This window comes from Actinoplanes sp. NPDC051405, assembly GCF_055586185.1.
In genome coordinates, this window is sequence record NZ_JBVJIR010000003.1 from 444,089 (window position 1) to 462,624 (window position 18,536).

General features: G+C 73.0%; 20 protein-coding genes. 7 read left to right on the forward strand and 13 right to left on the reverse strand.

Features of this window, described 5'->3' with window-relative positions; all coding sequences use genetic code 11:
- Positions 1-69: 69 nt before the first annotated feature.
- Positions 70-1,176 (reverse strand): ROK family transcriptional regulator, encoded by a 1,107-nt coding sequence (locus ACZ6S4_RS09950; protein WP_465474532.1) that lies wholly within the window; start codon positions 1,174-1,176, stop codon positions 70-72.
- 71 nt (positions 1,177-1,247) lie between these two features.
- Between ACZ6S4_RS09950 and ACZ6S4_RS09955 the strand changes: the two genes are divergently transcribed.
- Complete coding sequence (locus tag ACZ6S4_RS09955; RefSeq protein ID WP_465474533.1) at positions 1,248-2,504, forward strand: YbiU family protein; 1,257 nt, start codon at positions 1,248-1,250, stop codon at positions 2,502-2,504.
- On the opposite strand, the gene ACZ6S4_RS09960 is transcribed toward ACZ6S4_RS09955, so the two are convergent.
- Together ACZ6S4_RS09960 and ACZ6S4_RS09965 are read right to left on the reverse strand one after the other, a co-directional pair.
- Complete coding sequence (locus ACZ6S4_RS09960) at positions 2,461-3,132, reverse strand: response regulator transcription factor (protein ID WP_465474534.1); 672 nt, start codon at positions 3,130-3,132, stop codon at positions 2,461-2,463. The two genes, ACZ6S4_RS09955 and ACZ6S4_RS09960, sit on opposite strands and share 44 nt — an antisense overlap.
- Positions 3,133-5,094: a sensor histidine kinase gene (locus ACZ6S4_RS09965; protein ID WP_465474535.1), complete on the reverse strand. Its 1,962-nt coding sequence runs from the start codon at positions 5,092-5,094 to the stop codon at positions 3,133-3,135.
- Between the two features lie 153 nt (positions 5,095-5,247).
- Here ACZ6S4_RS09965 and ACZ6S4_RS09970 point away from each other — a divergent pair, with 153 nt between their 5' ends.
- Positions 5,248-5,556 (forward strand): hypothetical protein, encoded by a 309-nt coding sequence (locus ACZ6S4_RS09970; RefSeq protein WP_465474536.1) that lies wholly within the window; start codon positions 5,248-5,250, stop codon positions 5,554-5,556.
- 20 nt (positions 5,557-5,576) lie between these two features.
- Here the strand turns inward: ACZ6S4_RS09970 and dinB are convergent, their stop codons facing one another.
- Positions 5,577-6,767, reverse strand: a complete 1,191-nt coding sequence (gene dinB, locus ACZ6S4_RS09975; RefSeq protein WP_465474537.1) for a DNA polymerase IV — start codon at positions 6,765-6,767, stop codon at positions 5,577-5,579.
- Between the two features lie 52 nt (positions 6,768-6,819).
- Between dinB and ACZ6S4_RS09980 the strand changes: the two genes are divergently transcribed.
- Both ACZ6S4_RS09980 and ACZ6S4_RS09985 read left to right on the forward strand, forming a co-directional pair.
- A complete protein-coding gene (locus ACZ6S4_RS09980) occupies positions 6,820-7,236 on the forward strand; it encodes a cupin domain-containing protein (RefSeq protein WP_465474538.1) in 417 nt (138 codons plus the stop codon).
- A 97-nt stretch (positions 7,237-7,333) separates the two neighbouring features.
- Complete coding sequence (locus ACZ6S4_RS09985; RefSeq protein ID WP_212990257.1) at positions 7,334-7,720, forward strand: Hsp20/alpha crystallin family protein; 387 nt, start codon at positions 7,334-7,336, stop codon at positions 7,718-7,720.
- A gap of 56 nt (positions 7,721-7,776) precedes the next feature.
- Here the strand turns inward: ACZ6S4_RS09985 and ACZ6S4_RS09990 are convergent, their stop codons facing one another.
- On the reverse strand, positions 7,777-8,442 hold the full coding sequence (locus ACZ6S4_RS09990) for a carbohydrate-binding protein (protein ID WP_465474539.1): 666 nt from the start codon (positions 8,440-8,442) through the stop codon (positions 7,777-7,779).
- A 318-nt stretch (positions 8,443-8,760) separates the two neighbouring features.
- On the opposite strand from ACZ6S4_RS09990, the gene ACZ6S4_RS09995 reads away from it, so the two are divergent.
- Positions 8,761-9,951: a beta-1,3-glucanase family protein gene (locus ACZ6S4_RS09995; protein ID WP_465474540.1), complete on the forward strand. Its 1,191-nt coding sequence runs from the start codon at positions 8,761-8,763 to the stop codon at positions 9,949-9,951.
- 27 nt (positions 9,952-9,978) lie between these two features.
- Here ACZ6S4_RS09995 and ACZ6S4_RS10000 read toward each other — a convergent pair whose 3' ends face one another.
- Together ACZ6S4_RS10000 and ACZ6S4_RS10005 are read right to left on the reverse strand one after the other, a co-directional pair.
- Complete coding sequence (locus tag ACZ6S4_RS10000) at positions 9,979-10,503, reverse strand: DUF3558 family protein (protein WP_465474541.1); 525 nt, start codon at positions 10,501-10,503, stop codon at positions 9,979-9,981.
- Between the two features lie 74 nt (positions 10,504-10,577).
- Complete coding sequence (locus ACZ6S4_RS10005) at positions 10,578-11,483, reverse strand: TIGR03619 family F420-dependent LLM class oxidoreductase (RefSeq protein ID WP_465474542.1); 906 nt, start codon at positions 11,481-11,483, stop codon at positions 10,578-10,580.
- Positions 11,484-11,590: 107 nt separating this feature from the next.
- On the opposite strand from ACZ6S4_RS10005, the gene ACZ6S4_RS10010 reads away from it, so the two are divergent.
- The gene (locus ACZ6S4_RS10010; protein ID WP_465474543.1) at positions 11,591-12,544 is read left to right on the forward strand and encodes a GNAT family N-acetyltransferase; all 954 of its coding nucleotides are present in this window, start codon (positions 11,591-11,593) and stop codon (positions 12,542-12,544) included.
- Positions 12,545-12,560: 16 nt separating this feature from the next.
- Here ACZ6S4_RS10010 and ACZ6S4_RS10015 read toward each other — a convergent pair whose 3' ends face one another.
- Both ACZ6S4_RS10015 and ACZ6S4_RS10020 read right to left on the reverse strand, forming a co-directional pair.
- Complete coding sequence (locus tag ACZ6S4_RS10015) at positions 12,561-12,998, reverse strand: TIGR03618 family F420-dependent PPOX class oxidoreductase (protein WP_465474544.1); 438 nt, start codon at positions 12,996-12,998, stop codon at positions 12,561-12,563.
- Positions 12,995-13,699 (reverse strand): tetratricopeptide repeat protein, encoded by a 705-nt coding sequence (locus tag ACZ6S4_RS10020; protein ID WP_433720893.1) that lies wholly within the window; start codon positions 13,697-13,699, stop codon positions 12,995-12,997. Before ACZ6S4_RS10020 ends, ACZ6S4_RS10015 begins: the two co-directional genes overlap by 4 nt.
- Positions 13,700-13,779: 80 nt before the next feature.
- Here ACZ6S4_RS10020 and ACZ6S4_RS10025 point away from each other — a divergent pair, with 80 nt between their 5' ends.
- Positions 13,780-14,709, forward strand: a complete 930-nt coding sequence (locus ACZ6S4_RS10025; protein WP_465474545.1) for a hypothetical protein — start codon at positions 13,780-13,782, stop codon at positions 14,707-14,709.
- Here ACZ6S4_RS10025 and ACZ6S4_RS10030 read toward each other — a convergent pair whose 3' ends face one another.
- From ACZ6S4_RS10030 to ACZ6S4_RS10045, 4 genes are all read right to left on the reverse strand, one after another.
- Positions 14,710-15,351, reverse strand: a complete 642-nt coding sequence (locus ACZ6S4_RS10030) for an SDR family oxidoreductase (RefSeq protein ID WP_465474546.1) — start codon at positions 15,349-15,351, stop codon at positions 14,710-14,712.
- 9 nt (positions 15,352-15,360) lie between these two features.
- Positions 15,361-16,080, reverse strand: coding sequence for a hypothetical protein (locus tag ACZ6S4_RS10035; protein WP_465474547.1), 720 nt, complete (start codon positions 16,078-16,080; stop codon positions 15,361-15,363).
- A 33-nt stretch (positions 16,081-16,113) separates the two neighbouring features.
- Positions 16,114-17,160: a LacI family DNA-binding transcriptional regulator gene (locus ACZ6S4_RS10040; RefSeq protein ID WP_465474548.1), complete on the reverse strand. Its 1,047-nt coding sequence runs from the start codon at positions 17,158-17,160 to the stop codon at positions 16,114-16,116.
- A gap of 97 nt (positions 17,161-17,257) precedes the next feature.
- The gene (locus tag ACZ6S4_RS10045; protein WP_465474549.1) at positions 17,258-18,529 is read right to left on the reverse strand and encodes a DUF1996 domain-containing protein; all 1,272 of its coding nucleotides are present in this window, start codon (positions 18,527-18,529) and stop codon (positions 17,258-17,260) included.
- Positions 18,530-18,536: the final 7 nt, after the last annotated feature.

Here is an 18,536-nt window from a genome sequence, read left to right on the forward strand (position 1 = left end):
GGGGACAACGACGCCCGGTTGCCGGGAGCTTGTCGCCGGGAACAGCGACGCCCGAGGTGGCCCATCGGATCAGACGGCGACCGCCGCCGCCCGCGCATGCTCCAGCGCCAGCTGCAAAGCCCCGTGCAGCGCCGCCTCCGTACCCAAAGTCCCGTGCTCGACCCGCGTCGGCCCGGGGAACGAGATCGCCGCCCGCACCCGCGGCAGCAGCGCCGGATGCGTCCCGACCGGCCCTCCCAGCAGCACCAACGCCGGATCCACCACCGCCGCCACCGAGATGATCGCCCGGGCCACCGCCGCCGCGAGCACCCGCAGCGCCGGCTCGTCGCCGCGATCGAGCAGTTCCAGCGCCGCCGCCACGTCGTTGGACGGGGCGTCCGAGCGGCCGAGCCCACCGGCCGCCAGATCAGCGGCGATCGTCGGCGCACCGGCGCCCGGCAGGTAGCCGATCTCACCGGCCAGCCCGTGCGCGCCGCGGATCAACTGGTCGCCGATGTAGAGGCCGACGCCCAGGCCCGCGCCCACATACACGTACGCGAAGCTGGCCTCGCCCGCCGCCCGGCCGGCGCGGTGTTCGGCCAGCGCGGCCAGATTGACGTCGTTGTCGACCAGAATCGGGGCCGGCACCAGGTCGCCGATCAGTTCGGCCGGGCTGAGCAGGCCTTCCGGGAACGGCGTGCCGGCCAGCGGGACGACCTCATGAGTGACCGGGTGCACCGGGTTCGCGATGGAGATCCCGACGGCCCGCAGGGGGCCGGGCCCGCCGGGGAAGGCGCCGACGGCGGCCCGCAGGTTGGCCACCAGTGCGTCCACGTCGCCGGGGGCGCCGGCCGGACGGCGGTGTTCGTTCAGGGTGCGGCCGGCCAGGTCGGCGGCGCGGGCCCGGACGCCGGACTGGTCCAGCTCGACCGCGAGCACCCAGCCGGCCCGCGCGCCGAGCTCGTAGAACGTGCCGATCCGGCCCCGGCGCCCGGTCTCCTTCAAGCCCGTGGCGTCGAGCAGGCCGCCCTCGACCAGGCGCCGGACGGCCTCGGAGACGGTGGGCCGCGAGTAGCCGGTCATGTCGGCCAGCTCGGCGCGGGTGGTGCGGCCCTGGCGGATCGTCTCGTCCAGGAGGCGCCGGTCGGTGGCAGCCCGGAGCACCGTCTGCGGCAGTGCCCGGCTGACGTCGTTCACCGTCACCTCTTGTGATCTTCCGGCGGGATCTCCTACATTAGGACAAGGTTCTAGTTAGGTCACCTAATCAAATGGAGGCAGCGATGCACCCGGCCCCGGACGACATCCCCCGCGCCATCCGTGAGACCAAGGCCGAGCTGCGCAAGCGGATCGGCGACGTCACAGGCGCCTTCGCGCGGGCCGAGGCCGCGGTGCGGGCCGAGGTCGCCGAGGTGGTCGCGCAGCGCGAGCGCGGCGAGCAGGTCTGGCCGGTGGTCCAGTTCGCCGACATCGCCGCCGGGACGGTGCCGGTCGACCTCGTCGAGGCGGTACGCCGCCGCGGCTGTGCCGTGGTCAAGGGCACCTTCGGCCGTGACCGCGCCGAGGGCTGGGACGCCGAGCTGGTGTCGTACCTGGACCGCAACGACTTCGCCGGCAAGTACCGCTACCTCGACGACGGCATCTTCGGCGGGCTGTCGGCCAGCAAGCCGTCGATCTTCCCCATCTACTGGTCACGCCCGCAGATGGAGGCCCGTCAGGACGACAACATGGTCGCCGTGCGCGGCTTCCTCAACTCCTTCTGGAAGCACGAGTCCGAGGGCCGGGTGTGGTTCGACCCCACCCGCGACACGGCGTACCCGGACCGGGTCCGGCGCCGCGAGCCCGGCACCGACTCCGCCGGGCTGTCCGCGCACACCGACTCCGGCTCGATCGAGCGGTGGCTGCTCCCGGCGTACCAGAACGTCTTCCGGCACGTCTTCGCCGGCAACCCCGAGGCGTACGACCCGTGGGACGGCGCCTACCGCACCGAGGTGCACGAGTTCGACTCCACGGTGATGTGCTCGGCGTTCCGCACGTTCCAGGGCTGGACCGCGCTGTCCGACATGGCGCCGACCGAGGGCGTCCTGCACGTCGTGCCGATCCCCTCGGCCATGGCCTACCTGCTGCTGCGGGCCTTGCAGGACGACGTGGCCGACGACGACCTGTGCGGGGCGGCCAACGGCCAGGCGCTGCCGATCAGCGAGCGCTGGCACCCGGCGCTGATGCCCGCGCTCACCCCGATCCCCGCGGTCGAGCCGGGGGACACCGTCTGGTGGCACGGCGACATGATCCACTCCGTCGGCGCGGTGCGGGACCAGCAGGGCTGGGGCAACGTCATGTACATCCCGGCCAGCCCGTACTGCGAGAAGAACGCCGCCTACGCGGCCGAGTGCGGCCAGGCGTTCCTGCGGGGTGTCAGCCCGGCCGACTTCGCCGCCGAGGACTACGAGGTCGACTGGGCGGGCCGGCCGACCGCCGACGAGCTCAGCCCGACCGGCCGCGCGCAGCTGGGTCTCCCGGTGGGCTGAGGTAGGCCAGCACGGCCAGCACCCGGCGGTGGCTGTCGCCGGAGTCGGGCACCCGCAGCTTCTGCAGGATGCTGCGCATGTGCGTCTCGACCGTACGCTCGGCCAGCCTCAGGCCGGCGGCGATGGCCCCGTTGGAGCGGCCCTCGGCCGCCAGCGCCAGCACCTCGACCTCGCGCGGTGTCAGCACCGCCAGCGGGTCGGCGCGACCGGTCGAGGCCAGCAGGGCCGAGACCACCTCGGGGTCGAGGGCGGACCCACCGGCGGCGACCCGGCGGATGGCGTCCAGGAAGTCGTCCACCCCGAGGACGCGGTCCTTGAGCAGATAACCGAAGCCGCCGGTCGCCACCAGGGGCACGCAGTGCCGGGTCTCGACGTGCTGGGAGAGCAGCATCATCGGCAGACCGGGATGGGCCGCCCGGAGCCGGCGGGCCGCCAGGGCGCCGTCCACCGTCATGGTGGGCGGCATCCGTACGTCGATGATCACGAAGTCCGGCCGGTGCCGGTCCACGGCCTCGTCGAGCAGATCGGCGTCACCGACCGCGGCGACCACGTCGTGTCCGCCCTCGGCCAGCAGCCGCCGCAGTCCCTCCCGGAACAGTGCTGAGTCCTCGGCCAGCACGATGCGCACTCAGATCACCGCCGTGATCGTGGTGCCGCCGCCGGCCGGGCTGTGCACGGTCAGCTCACCACCGATCGACAGGACCCGGTCGCGGACGGAGGTCAGCCCGAAACCCGGCCGGGCCCCGCCCACCCCGTTGTCGGACACCTCGATGCGGAGGCCGGGGCCCAGCTGCCGGACCACGACACCGATGGCGGTGGCCCGGGCATGCTTCATCACGTTGGTCAGCGCCTCGGCGACCACGAAGTACGCCGTGGTCGCCACCACCTCCGGCGGGTCCACGTCGGGAACAGTGACCGTGACCGGCACCGAGCTGTCCGTGGCCAGGGCCCGCAGCGCCGCGGCGAGCCCGTCCTCCAGCCGGCTCGGGCGTACGCCGTGCGCCAGCCGCCGCAGATCGGCCACCGTGTCACCCAGCGCGGTCACCGCTGTCTCCAGATCCTGATGCGCGGGCTGGTCGGGGGCGATGCCGCGCTGCACCGACCGCAGGCGCATGCCGACCGCGATGAGCTGCTGCTGGGCGCCGTCGTGCAGGTCGCGGGCCAGCCGCTGCCGCTCGGCCGCGCCGGCGAGCGCGAGCCGGGCCTGACCCGCCCGGGTCTCGTCGAGGGCCCGCCGCAGTTCCAGTCGCAGCCGGCTCACCTCGATCGGCAGCCGGGCCTGGACGGCCGCCTCACGGGCCCGCCGCAACCGCCGCGCGGACGCCAGCCCGAGCACGATGACCCCCACCTCGGTGTCGCCCGTGGTCAGCGGCACGCAGACCGATCCGGGCGCGACCCGCGACGGTTCCCCGGCCGGATCGACGTACCGGTCCGCCGCGCTGCCCGGCAGCCGCACGAGCAGCCGCAACCCGGGATCGCCGAGCACGGTCCGCAGCACCGCCTCGGTTTCCTCCGGCTGCGCGTTGCCGCCGCGCACCTGCCGCACGAACTGCTCCACGCGGGCCCGGGTGACCGTGCGCTCCCGGTCGACGACCCGGCCGACCAGCTCGTTGATCAGCCGGTGCAGCGGCAGCAGGCACATGGCGGTGACGAAGGCCGCGCCGGTCAGCCCCACCCGCGAGTCGCCGCCGGCCGCGTCGGCGATCGCGAACACCACCCCGGCGAAGATCGCCGCGGAGAGCACCGACGTGCCGACCCAGGCCAGCGTCGTGCCCAGCAACCGGTCCACGTCGAGCAGGTCGTGCCGCACCACCGCGACCGCGATGGCGGCGGGAACGGCGAGCAGCATCGCGCCCAGGAACCCCAGGTACGCGATGTCGACCGGAGCGCCGAGCAGCTCGGCGACCCAGCCACCGGCCAGCAGCACGGGCACGGTGATCGCGCCGAGCACCAGCCAGCGCAGCTGGGTCCGTACCGTTTCGCCGCCGGCCCGGTAGCGCACGACCAGGCTGCCGACCGCCAGGCCGAGCGCGACCAGAGCGGCGCAGAAGGCCGGGACGGCGACGGACGCGAAGACGGCGTCCGGCACCCTGATACCCAGGCCGGCGGGGTCGGGCGTGACGTCGCCGGATACGGGCCGCAGCAGAGAGACGGTCGCGTGCACGGTCAGCGCGGTGGCCACGCCGAAGGCGACGCTGAGCCGCCAGCGCCGTCCGGGCAGCATCCCGTCCGGGAAGACCAGGCAGAGACCGACGAAGCCGGCCAGATTCCACACCCAGGCGCCGAGCTGGAAGGTGTAGGCCCAGCGGGCCGCCGGCCAGGGATCGGCCGTCAGTGCGGTCGCGCCCCAGTTCTCGACCGCGAAGACCGCCGCGGGCGCGGCGCCGACCCAGCTCAGTGCGGCACCGACCGGACTGCCCGGCACGCGCCGGTGCAGCAGCAGGCCGGTCACCACCGGTACGCCGAGCAGACACGTCTGCATCGCCCAGTCCACGACCGAGGGGCTGAGCGGGGCCGACATCGAGACGGCCACGGCGAAGACCAGCCCGGGCAGCAACGCGCCCCGGCGCAGCATCGTCCGGGCGCCCATCCGATCATCCTTGTCCCTCGGACGGTTTCCGTCATCAGTGTCAGCACTTAGCCGCCGGCACTCGATCGGGTCCGGCGCTGGCCCGGATGTGCCCGAGGGTGCGGTCCGGCCAGGGTGAAGCGGTCACCAGCGCCACCCTCGGAAGGAAACGTCATGGAACTGATCGTCACCGTGCTGCTCGCGTTCCCGCTCGGCTTCGCCCTGCGCTCCCGGACAGCGGCCTACCTCGCCTACATCGCCGTGCACTCGTTCGTGTTCACCTTTCAGAGTCTTGTCCTGCTCCGGGCCTGGACGGGCGGCGACACCTCCGCCTTCTCCGCCGACGCGCACACCGTTCCCTGGTCGTACGCGCTGGTCAACGCCGTCATCTACGCCGCCGGGCTGGGCCTGGTGGCGCTGGGTCACTGGGTGCGCAGCCGGCGGGCCGCCCGGCCGGCGCAGGCGGCCGACCTTGCCGGATGAGCCCGGAACTCTCGCGGTGCTCAGTCGGGCAGGATCGGCACCGACGGGTTCAGGTCGCGGCCCAGCGACGCCGCCCGGGTCACCGAGGACGAGCCGAACCTGTCCCGGACCGCGTCCAGCGCGGTGTCCAGGCTGTCCGCCACCGGCACGTCGAACGGCAGCTCCAGCTGCACCGCGCCGTCGCTGTCCAGGTTGCCGACCGCGACGCCGACCAGGGTCAGGCCGCGCTCGTCGATCAGCGGCCGGGCCTCGGTCAGCAGCTGGCGCGCCGTGGTCAGGATGGCGCTGGTCTGCATGGTCGCCTTGAGCAGGCTGCGGGAGCGGGTGGCCCGGGTGAAGTCGCCGAAGCGCAGCCGCAGGGTGATCGTGCGGCCGGCCCGGTGGGCCGAGCGCATCCGGCGGGTGACCCGGTCGACCAGGGCGGCCAGGGTCGCGTCGATCTCCTCGAACGGGCGCGGCCGGCGGCCCAGCGCGCACTGCGAGCCGATCGAGCCGCGCCGGTGGCCGGTGCGGACCCGGCGGGGGTCGCGGTTGTGGGCCAGCGCGTGCAGGTGCCGTCCGGCGTGCGCGCCGATCATGGTGACCAGGGCGGCCTCGCCGATGCGGGCCACGTGCCCGACGGTCAGGATGCGGTGCTCGCGCAGCTTGCCCGCGGTGACCGGGCCGACGCCCCAGAGGCGTTCGATCGGCAGCGGGTGCAGGAAGGCGAGCTCCTCGCCCGGGGGCACCACCAGCAGGCCGTCCGGTTTGCCGACGGCGCTGGCCACCTTGGCCAGGAACTTCGTCCGGGCCACGCCCACGGTGATCGGCAGGCCGACCCGCTCGCGGACCTCCGCGCGCAGGCGGGCCGCGATGCCGGCCGGGGTGCCGCTGATCCGGTGCAGCCCGCCCACCTCGAGGAAGGCCTCGTCGATGGAGATGCCCTCGACGATCGGGGTGGTGTCGCGGAAGACCTCGAAGACGGCCTTGCTGGCCGCCGAGTACGCCGACATCCGCGGCGGGACCATGAGGGCGTGCGGGCACAGCGCGCGGGCCTGGGCGATGCCCATCGGGGTGCGGACGCCGTACGCCTTGGCCTCGTAGCTCGCCGCCAGCACGACGCCGCCGCCGACCAGGACCGGGCGGCCCCGCAGGGCGGGATCGTCCCGCTGCTCGACCGACGCGTAGAACGAGTCGAGGTCGGCGTGCAAGATGGTCGCCTGGTCGGACACCGCGTCATCTTCGCACACGTGTTCGAATTCGGCGACGCGCGAGGATGGGGACATGACGAAGCGACCGCCGCTGGCCGAGAAGCTCGATCTGCAACCCCACCCCGAGGGTGGCTGGTACCGCGAGACCTTCCGGTCCGCGGTCACCATCCGGCCCGACGGGTACGCGGGCCCGCGCGCCGCCGCCACCGGCATCTACTTCCTGCTCCAGCCGGGCGAGTTCTCCGCGTGGCACGTGGTGGCGTCCGACGAGCTGTGGTTCCTGCACTCCGGCTCGCTGGAGCTGCGCTACGGCGGCGCCGGCCCCGACCCGGTCGAGGGTGGTGAGACGGTGGTGCTCACCGCCGGGAACCCGCAGGCGCTGGTGCCGGCCGGCGTGTGGCAGAGCGCGTATCCGGCCGGTGGCGAGCCCGTGCTGGTGAGCTGCGTGGTGTCGCCGGGCTTCGACTTCGCGGACTTCCGGCTGGCCTAGTGTCGCAGCTCACGGGCTGTTCAGGAAGTACCAGGGGGGTACCCCGGTTAGCAAGGTTGAGTGCAACACGCTCAATCTTTGACCGGAGGAACCTCCCATGGTGCTGCGTACCGATTTCGACCGCCTGACCACCCGCGTCTTCGACTCCGCCACCCGTAGCGCCGGCGCCCGCCTGGACGCCTACCGCGAGGGTGACTCCTTCTTCATCGACATCGATCTGCCCGGCGTCGACCCGGCCGGCATCGACATCACCGTGGACCGCAAGGTGCTCACCGTGCGCGCCCAGCGCAAGCGGGCCGAGCGCGACGGCGTGCAGTACGTCGTGGCCGAGCGCCCGATGGGTCCGGTCAGCCGGCAGGTCTTCCTGTCCGACTCGCTGGACACCGACCGGCTCGACGCCCGCTACGACAACGGCGTGCTCACGCTGAGCATCCCGGTGACCGAGAAGGCCAAGCCGCGCAAGTTCGAGGTTGCCGCCGCCTGACGTTCAGGTGCGTCGTCCGGGGCCGCGCGCCGATCGAGGTGCGCGGCTCCGGCGCGTCAGTGGGCGAACGCGAAGTAGTTCAGGTTGACGAACTCGGCGGCGTCGTCGCGGGCGAAGGTGAGGAAGACGGTGTGCCGCCCGGTGGTGGGCTCGATGTCCGCGCTGCGCGACTGCCACTCTTGCCAGCCGCCGGTGTCCTCGACCGGCACCGCGCCGACCGGGGCGTTGCCCGGGCTGTCCAGGCGGAGCTCGATCCGGCCACCCCCGCCGTCCACGTCGGAAGCCAGCCGGACGGCGACCTTGGTGGCCGGCTCGGCGCCGAACTCCACGTCGTCGAAGCGCAGCCAGTCGCCGTTGCTGATCCAGCCGATGTTCTGCCCGCCGCCCTCGTCCTCGGTCTCCTGGAACTGGGTGCCCTGCTGGCCGGCGGCCGTCTCGGCCTGGATCACCGCGTAGGCGTCGACGCCGCCGGGTGCCGGGGCGCTCGGTGAGGGGGAGGGCTCCACCGAAGGGGCGGCCGGCTCCGAGGGGGACGACGCAGCCGACGGTGGGGCGGCGACCGCGGCGGCGGCGGCCGGGGTGTCCGATCCGCCCTGGAGGCGCCCGATCAGGTAACCGAGCAGGACGAGGGCCAGTCCGGCCGCGGCGAGCGCGAGCCGGTTACGGGTGACCCGCGACCGGGAGTGATAGACGCCGGTCGGCGGGGAGGCTGGAGTAGTCATCGGCTCAGCAGGACAACGCAGCGACCGGCTTTTTCGAAAAGTGTCGACCATGGACGCTGAGCTGCGATAACGGACCGATGTGCCGGTCGGTGGAGGCTGTGCTATCGGCGCGGACATCGGCCGGCGTCATCGGTTGACATCTCCCGGAGGCCGTACCAAGCTCGGTGAGAGCGCTCTCACTGGTTGCGGAGCGTAATGGCCGGGACGCATCCCCCTTCCCTGTCCGCCCCCGAAGCGGCCCGGCCGACGCCGGATCCCTCCCGCGCGGATGTCCTCTCGCCGGGCCGGTGTCATCCGGGGGCCGACAGTTAGGTGCTCATGCGTCTCAACCGCAGATCTCTGCTCGGGCTCGTCGTCGCGGCGGTCGCCATCCCCGCCGCCGTCGCGGTGATCCCCACCGCCCAGGCCGCCACCGGCCCCGACCTGCTCCCGCTCACCGTCACCAACAACTCCGGCCGCGGCGAAGCCACCCACCTGTACGTGCTGGGCGTCAGCGGCGGCAAGCTCGGCTACGTCACCGAGGCCGGCACCTTCACCCCGTGGACCGGCGGGGCCAACCCGCCCGCACCGGCGCCCGACGTGTCGATCGACGGCCCGGCCAACGGAGCCAGCAAGACGATCCCGGTGCCCAAGGGCCTCTCCGGCCGGATGTACATGTCTTTCGGCGACAAGCTCGACTTCAGGATCAGCCAGGACGGCGGTCTTGTGCAGCCCGCGCCGTGGGCGGCGGGCGACCCCAACAGCGACATCCTGTTCGACTGGAGCGAGTTCACCTACAACGACTCCGGCATCTGGCTGAACAGCTCCCAGGTCGACATGTTCGCCGTGCCGCACGCGGTCAGCGTCACCGGCTCCGACGGCACGACCGCGGTCACGGGTCAGCTCAAGCCCGGCGGGCGCAACGCCGTCATCGACGCCATGAAGGCCGACGCGTCGTTCAGCGGTCTGGTCCGGACCCGCGCCGACGGCACCGTGCTGCGCGTGCTGGCTCCCGGCAAGGGCGCCGACGGTGGCGACTTCGACCCGGACTACCTGGCGTCCTACATCGACCGGGCCTGGGCCGCGTACGAGAACACCGACCTCACCGTGAAGCCCTTCGCCGACCAGCCCGACAAGATCTTCAAGGGCCGGACCAGCGGCGACGTCATGGCCTTCACCGACGCCACCGGCGCGCAGGTGGCGACGTTCACCAAGCCCACCACGGCGCACGTCTGGGGTTGCGACGGCAACCTCGGCGCCCCGAACGACCTCGTCGTCGGCCCGATCGCGCGCAGCCTCTGTGCGGCGCTGCAGCGGACCACCCTGGGCACCCAGGCCGTCGAGCCGAGCACGGACGCGTCGACGTTCTACCGCAACGAGCCGACCAACCTGTACAACAAGGTGATCCACGAGCAGATGGTCGACGGCAAGGCGTACGCGTTCGCCTTCGACGACGTGGCGAACCAGGAGTCGCTGGTGCACAGCGGCGACCCGACCGCGATCGGCATCACGCTGACGCCGTTCGAGTAGGACCGTGCGGGTACGGCGCGCCGTCGCTCAGATCTTCGGGATGAGCATCTGGGCGACGGCCGTCGCCTCGGCCAGGTTCTCCTCGTCGCTGTCGCCGCGGCTGTAGACGTCGATCGAGACCGTGCCGTAGAGCACGTAGAGGTGGCCGGCCAGCTGGAAGGCCCGCTCACCGATGTCGTTCACCGGCGTCGCGTCGGCGATCTTGACGGTGAAGTCCTGCTCGGTGGTCCGGCTCAGGAAGACGGCCAGCTGCCCGCCGGACTGCTGCCACTGGCAGAAGCGGTTGCTGTCGCCGGCCGGCAGCCCGTCCTCGTCGATCTGGGTGATCTCCCGCCCGGTCAGCTCGGTGACCTGCTTCCGGCTGAGCAGCGTGCACGGGTCAGGGATGTCACCGGCGTCCTTGACCGAGTCACCCAGTCCACTGGCGGCGGTCGGTGACGGGGCCGCCGAGGTGGCGGCCGGCGGGGAGGCCGTTGAGGCTTGCTCCACTGCACCGCAGCCCGTCAGGGCGAGACAGGCGACGAGGGCGGCGAACGGGCGGCGGTGGTTCATGCGCCCAGGTTGCCGGGTCGCGCCGGGGCACCGGAAGAGCCGGTACGCGCAGATGGCACGGAGGCGGGAGAACTTCAGCCGTTAGGGGCGAGGGCGGACAGGATCTCCTCGGCCCGTTCCCCGGCGGCCCGCGGGTCGCCGTCCGGTGAACCGATGAACGGGTCCCAGTTCAGGTCGTAGAACAGCTCGGTGACGCCGGCCTCGGCGTAGAGCTGGGCGCCGGCCCGGATCTGGTCCCAGGTGCCCGACAGCGGCACGCCGTCCTCGCGCAGCCCGGCCTTGACCACGCCGCGCACCACGATCCGGAGGGCGTCCGGGTCGCGGCCCGACTCCTCGGCCGCGCGCCGCACGATCTGCGTACCACGCGCGATTTCCTCGAGGCTGGCCCGGCTGCTGCTGACCCAGCCCGCGGCGATCCGCCCGGCGCGGCGCAACGCGACATCCGCCGTGCCGCCCAGCAGGATCGGCGGGCCCCCGGGCTGCACCGGCGCGGGAGCCATGACGCTCGGCGGCACGGTGTAGAACTCCCCGTCGAAGGCGACGTGCTCACCGGTGAACAGGGCGCGCAGCACGCGCAGATACTCCTCCGTGCGGCGGCCGCGGGGATTCGGGTCCGAGCCCGTCGCCACGAACTCCACCTCGGACCAGCCGGTGCCCAGGCCCAGGTCGAAACGGCCGCCGGAGAGCACGTCGAGCGTGCTCGCCTGCTTGGCGAGGTAGGTGGGGGAAAGGTAGGGCAGGTTGATGACGGCGACCCCGAGCCGGATGTCGGTGGTGCGGGCGGCCGCGTAGGTCAGCGCCAGCAGCGGATCGAGCACGCTGCGGTAGACCGGCTGCAGGTTCTGCTCGTCGCCGGCCAGCAACCGCTGGAACGACCACAGCCCGTGGTAGCCGAGCTCCTCGGCGCGCATCGCGAACCCGGTCAGGGACAGGGGATCCGCCCACACGCCGGAGACCGGGCATCCGCAGCTGATCAACATGCGGTTCACCGTACTGCCCGCCGATCGGGCGGGCTACCGGGCCGGACGATGCCCGCGGGGCACAATGTCGGCACAGGCTTCTCCTACGGTCGGGAAAGGGTCGCCGGATGCCGCTGACTCTCGTGGAGATGAACCCGGAGGACTTCGTGCGCCGCCGCGCGCTGCTGGTCGCGAGCTACGCGCAGGCGATCACCACGGCTCGGGCGCTGACTCCCGCGCAGGCGCGGGGCGAGGCCGAGCGGGACGTCGCCGAGAGGCTGCCGCGCGGTCCGGCGACCCGCGGCCAGCTGCTGCGCAGGGCTCTGGTGGACGGCACCGAGGTCGGCTGGATCTGGCTGTCGCTGCCCGGCACGACCGTGCCGGACATCGCCTGGATCAACGACATCGAGGTCGATCCGCCGTTCCGGTCCCGGGGGTACGCCGGCGCGATCATCACCGCCGCGGAGGTGGAGCTCGTCGCTCGCCGCGTGCCGGCGATCGGCCTGAACGTCTTCGGTGACAACGACACAGCCCGCCGCCTCTACCAGCGGCTCGGCTTCGAGGTGACCGCGGAGCAGCGCTCGCGCTCGCTGGCCGAGGTGCCCGTGGCCGAGGGGATCGAGCTCGTGCCGATGGCCGACTACCAGAGCCGGATCGAGGCGTTGTTCGCCGACTACGCCCAGGATCTGGTGCACGAGCGGGGCCTGTGGCACGGCGAGGCCGAGGACCGGGCGTCCCGCAAGCTGGCCGAGCTGCTCCCCGACGGGGCGCGGACCCCGGGGATGCTCCTGCGCACGGTGGTGGCGCGGGGCGTACCGGTCGGATGGGTCTGGGCCGGTCTGCCGGCGCCGCCGCGGCTCGCCATGGGCTGGCTGCACAACATCGAGATCGACGAGCCCTACCGCCGCCGGGGTCACGGCCGGGCGGCCATCGCCTCGGTCGAGGCCGAGCTGGCGCGGCGGGGTGTCGCTACGATGGGTCTCAACGTGCACGGGGCCAACACCGGGGCCCGCCGGCTCTACGACCGGCTGGGCTACCGCCTGCTGGCTCAGCAGATGGCCAAGCACCTGCCGGCCCGGTGACCGGGCGCGGCAGGCGTCAGTTGCTGTAGATCCGGGTCGGGCTGATCAGCACGGCGGTGCGCCGCTGCTCGGCCATGACCCGGTCGTACTCGGCCCAGTCGTCGTGGGAGCCGCCGGCCGCGGTGAAGATCTCGCGCAGCAGCAGGCGCAGGCGGTCGGCGTCCAGCCACGGCCGGGGATCGTCCGGGCCGGCCAGCTCGGCGTGGCCCTCGACGGTGGCCCACTGCCAGCCGCTGCGGAATGCCGTGGTGATCTGCGGCCGGGCCCGCAGGTTGGCCAGCTTGACCCGGCCGTACGTGACGAACGCCAGCACCTGCTCGCCGGTCCCGGGATGGGTCACGACGCCGGCGTTCACCAGCGAGGACTGGATCGTCTGATCGGCGCGCAGGGTGGAGACGATGGCCAGGCCGCTCTCGTTCGCGGCCAGGCTCCATGCTTCGGACAGGGTCGTCACCGTTCGGCCTCCGCCTTGTCGAGAAAGTCCTGCATCCAGGCGATGCGGTGCGGGCTCAGGCCGGCCTCCCGGCCCTGCGCGACCGCTTCCCGGACGTGCGCCAGCCCTTGCTCGCGCAGGCCGTCGGCCAGCTCGGCGATGCCCAGCGCCATCGTGCCGCCCGGGATCCAGCGCGGGTCACCGAGCTCGGCGCGCAGCTCGTGCGAGATGCGCAGGTGCTCCAGCGCCTTGTCCGACTGCAGATCGGACGCCGCGTAGTAGAAGCCGACGTGGCGGTGCACCTCGGAGCGCAGCAGCAGGTCGCCGTACCGGTCGGCCAGGTCGAGGGCCTCCCAGTAGTACGGCATGGCGGCCTCCCAGTCCTGGCGCAGCACCTGGTGGACCAGGCCGACGCCGAACAGCGACTCGGCCGTGCCCGCCGGGTCGCCGAGGTCCCGCCGGATCTCCAGGGCCTGCTGGAAGAGGGCTTCCTCACCCTCGCTGTCGGCCTTGCCGAGATCCTCGTCCTCCAGCGCCCGGAAGTGCATGAGCATCGCCTGCCGGTCCAGCACCGCGGCCTCGAGGGCCCGGTCGCCGTCGGCCCGGGCCTGGGTCAGCAGCTCCTCGAAGGTCCGCTCGGCCGCCTCGTAGTCCCCGGTCCGGAACGCGGCCTCGACCATCGCCTCGTTGCCCGCCGCCAGTGTGTCCCCCGTTGTCCCCATTCTTCGCAGGCTACCGGCGGATCGGCGCCCAGGCTGTCCGCCCGCGCGTTTGCTTGCCCCGGCCTGCTCGAATCAAGGGCGTGACCGAGGACATCGAAACCCGCCTGACCGCGCTCGCCGGACTGGTCCGCGAGGCCGAGCTGCTCCGCGCCCGGCGCGCCGAGCTGGACCAGCGACACACCGAGCAGGCGGCCGCCCTGTCCGAGCTGCGCGCGCAGTGGGCCGGGGAGGTCCGAGACGTCGAGCGCCTCGAGGGCCTCTCGCTGTCCCGGGTGCTGGTGGCCCTGCGCGGCGGGCACGCCGAGGAGCTGTCCCGCGAGCAGGCCGAGGCCGAAGCGGCTCGTTACCGGGTCGCCGAGAGCGAGAGCCGGCTCGCCGCCATCCGCGCCGAGCAGGCGGCGGTCGACGCGCGGCTGGCCGAGTTCGCCGACCTGCCGGCCCGCTTCGCGCGGGCGGTCGACGACAAGGAGAGCCACCTGCGCCGGACCGGTGGCCCGCAGGTGACCCGGTTGCTGGCCCTGGCCGGGGAACGCGGCCGGGTGGAGGCGGAGCTGCGCGAGCTGCACGAGGCCGGCCGGGCCGCGGACGCCGCGCTGGGTGCGCTGGCCGAGCTGCGCCGGCAGCTCGACCGGCTGTCCGGCCGCCAGACGAGCACCAACCTGCTCGGCGGCGCGGTGGCGCTGCGCAGTCCGGACTGGCTCGACGGGGTCGCACGGTCGGCGGCGTACGCCGACCGCTGCCTGGTGGTGCTGCACACCGAGCTGGCCGACGTCGGCCTGGCCCGGCCGCTGGGCCACGCCCCGCGGCCGGTCGTCCCGCCGACCGGCGTCGCGCAGGTCTTCTTCTCGGACCTGCTCATGCGGGACCAGATCAACCAGGCGATCCGCAACACCGACGGGTCGGGCGCGGTGGTCACGGAGGTACGCCGAAACGTCGCCCAGCGCACCGAGGCGGCCCGCGCCCACTGGAGCGGACTGATGCGCGAGCGCCAGGACCTGCTGACGGCGTGACTACAGCGCGGCGAGCGCCTCCGGGATCGGCGTGTCGCCGGCGAACAGCTCGAACGTGGTGCCGACGGTGGCGGGCGTGGTCAGCACGGCGGCCAGCACCGCCGCCACGTCGTCCCGCGGCACCGGACCGCGGTTGCCCAGCTCGGCCGAGACCCGGACCAGGCCGGTGCCGGGATCGTCGGTGAGCGAGCCCGGGCGCACGATCGTGAAGTCGAGGCCGCTCGCCCGGACGTAGTCGTCGGCCTCGGCCTTGGCCTGCAGGTAGGCCCGCATCGACTCGCCCGCGGAGTCCGGCCGGTCGGCGCCGATCGAGGAGACCATGACGTAGCGGCGTACCCCGGTGGCGCGGGCCGCGTCGGCGAGCTTGACCGCGCCACCCAGATCGACCGTCCGCTTGCGTTCGGCCCCGCTGCCGGGGCCGGCGCCGGCCGCGAACACCACGGCGTCGGCGCCCTTCACGTACGCGTCCAGCGTCGCGTCGTTCTCCAGATCGCCGACGACCGGGACCGCACCGAGCGCGGTCAGGTCGGCGGCCTGGGCGGATGAGCGGATGAGGCCCCGGGCGGTGTGCCCCTGGCCGGCCAGCAGGCGGAGCAGGCGGAGAGCGACCTTGCCGTGGCCGCCGGCGACGAGAATGTCCATGACTCTGTTCTACTCCGCCGGCTGCGGCACCGGCTGGAACGCGACGTCGGTCACGTCGGCCGCCAGCTCGGTGAAGTCGGTGCCGTAGGCGGCCGGCTCGACGATGCGCAGCACCAGCGCGAAGGGGCGGTCGGCGCCGTACCGGCGGGCCAGCTCGGGGTGGTTGGCGGCCAGGTAGCGGGCGCCGGCGAGGTTGCTGCCCGCGCTCAGGCCACCGATGAAGAACACCGGGTGCCCACCCGCCGGTCCCCAGAACCGGGCGAGCAGGACGTAGCTGGTCTCCGGGGTGAGGACGTACTCGGTGCCGCCGACGGTGAACGACAGCCGGGGCTTCTCGTCGTCGAAGATCGCGTACGTCACGCCGCGCAGGATCGTGCGCACGTGGGTGGCGCTGCGCGGGCTGGCGCCGCCGGGTCCGCCGACGCAGAACTCGGTGAGCCGGCCGATCTCGCCGGTCGGCTGGTTCTCCCCGACCCGGTCGGCGTGCGCGCCGCACTCGCGGGCGATGGTCGCCAGCTCCACCAGCGCGGCGACGTCACGGCGGTGCACGCTGAACTCGCGCGGCGACGAGGCGTGCCGGGACACCACCAGCAGGCAGCTGGCTCCCTCGGTGAGACCGAAGAAGGCGCGTTCGCGGCTCAGCTTGCGGCGGCGCAGCAGGAAGCCGGCGAGCCAGACGGCCGTACCGGCGATGACGCTCGCCAGGAGATTGATCGCAAGGTCGCCCACGCGGTCATGATGGCCGATGTCGTCGACCGGGCGTCACGCGGACTCGCGGATCACCAGGGTCGGCTGGAAGGTCACCGAGCGGGGCAGCCGGCCGGGCGCGGCGATGTGGGCCATCAGCACCTCCGCCATCTCGGCGGCCATCTCCTCGACCGGCTGCCGGATGGTGGTCAGCAGCGGCCGGCAGTCCAGGGCGGCGCTGCTGTCGTCGAAGCCGACCACGGCGATGTCGTCGGGAACCCGGCGGCCGAGATCCTGCACCGCGCGCAGCGCGCCCTCGCTCATCAGGTCGCTGGCCACGAACAGGCCGTCGATGTCGGGGTGCTCGGCCAGCAGCCGGCGGGCGCATTCCTCGCCGCCGTGCCGGGTGAAGTCGCCCTCGATCGAGGGCACGTCGCCCATGCCGCGGTTGGCCAGGAACGATCGGAAGCCGTCGAGCCGGTCGGAGCCGGCCGGGATGTCCAGCGGCCCGCTGATCGTGGCCAGCCGGCGGCAGCCCCGGCTGAGCAGGTGCTCGGCGGCGAGCCGGGCGCCGAGCCGCTGGTCGACGTCGACGAAGCTGGCCGCCAGCGGCGACGCGGGCCGGGCCGAGACGACCGCCGGGATGCCCAGCTCGTGCACCTGCCGGGGCAGCGGGTCCTGCTCGTGGCTGCTGATCAGCAGCACCCCGTCGACGTGGCCCTGGCGCAGGTAGCGGATGACGTGGTGGTGGTCCGTCGAGTCGGTCGGGATGATCACCAGGTGCACGTCGTGCGGGCGCAGCGCGCCGGTGGCGCCGGCGGTGATCCGGCCGAAGTACGGATCCGTGAAGATCCGGTTGAGGAACGAGGAGTTGTGCGGCCGGTCGGGCTCGGAGATCACCAGGGCCACCGAGTTCGACTTGCGGGTGACCAGCGAGCGGGCCGCCACGTTGGGCACGTAGCCGGTGTCGGCGATGGCGCGCTGGACGATCTCGCGGATCTTGGCGTCGACGCTGGGGGCGCCGTTGATCACCCGGGAGACGGTGGCCCGCGACACCCCGGCCGCCTCGGCGACCTGGTCCATCGTCGGGTGCTGCCCTGCGCGGGAGGGCCGGGTAGTCATGGCGTCTGTTATAGCACCAGGCGGTTTTCGCTTGAGAGCGCTTTCACGCCCGGAGCCGCCGGGGCGGCGACGAGCCCCGGCGGCTGCGGACGTCATCTCACGGCCGTCCGTTCGTGCCGCACTTGACGATGATCCGGATGCAGTCGTTCACCCGGCGGGCCATCTCCTCGACCGGCCAGGCGTTGAAGAAGTCGCCGTGCATGCTGTACCCGTTGCCGGACGCCAGCCGGAAGTTCGCCGGATTGCCGCTGACCGGGTAGCGCATGACCTGCCGCAGCTTCGGCACGACGACCGGGTGGCTCGCCGGGCAGGCGGCGTTGACCGGATACGCCATGTGACTCTTGTGATCGGGCGAGTCCAGGTCTCGGCCGTTCCAGCACTGCGGGAAGTCGAGGTACGACTCCAGCATCGTGCCGGCCGGACACTCCACGAAGTTGTGCGACGAGCCCACGTGCCCGGCGTGCAGGCACGACCAGCGCGAGTTCGACGCGTCGGCCGGGCCGGTGGCCTTGGCGTTGCCGGCCACGATCCGCAGGCCGAACGGCAGTGGCTGGGTCTGGGCGATCAGGTCGTCCCGGACACCCTCACCCAGGTAGTAGAAGATGCCGGTGGTCGGCTCGACCGGGGTGTTGCCGTTGTAGAACGTCGGGATCCAGTACGACGACTTGTCGATCGACGGGTTGCAGTTGCTGTTCGCGTTGAACAGGTCGTCGACGGTCGAGTTCGCGTTGGTCACCGTGCTGCCGAAGAAGCTGTGCATGTGCGAGGCGCCCGGCATGTTCGGGAACACGATCGGGTCGTCGGGCAGCCGGTGACTGAACGGGCAGTCCGCGAGGAACTCGGCCACCCGGACAGCGCCGGGCGGGATCGTCGGCGGGGGAGCGGTGCCGCCGCCGCTGCCGTACACCTCGAACTCGGCCAGCGAGACACCCCACTGGGTGGCGCGGGCGGTGGACTGCAGCCGGACGTAGCGCCCGGACCCGGTGACCGCGACGGTCTGCCGGCCGCCGGTGCCGGCGACATTGGCCTTGACCGTGGTCCAGGACGTGCCGTTGGCCGAGGTCTGCAGGTTGAAGGTGCGCGAGTACGCGGCCTCCCAGTCCAGCACCACCGAGGACAGGGTGGCGGTGGCGCCGAGGTCGACCTGCAGCCACTGGGGGTCACTGAACGCGCTGGACCAGCGGGTGCCGGGGTTGCCGTCGACGGCGTTGGCGGCCGGGAAGGCCGCGGACTCGATGGAGGAGGCCGTGGCCGGCCGGTTCGCCGACAGCAGCCCGTCGGCGGCGCTGGCCGGGCCCTGGGTGATGGCCACGTAGCCGGTGAGGACGGTCGCGACCGCGGCCGCGATGGACAGACTTCGTTTGCGCATGGGGATC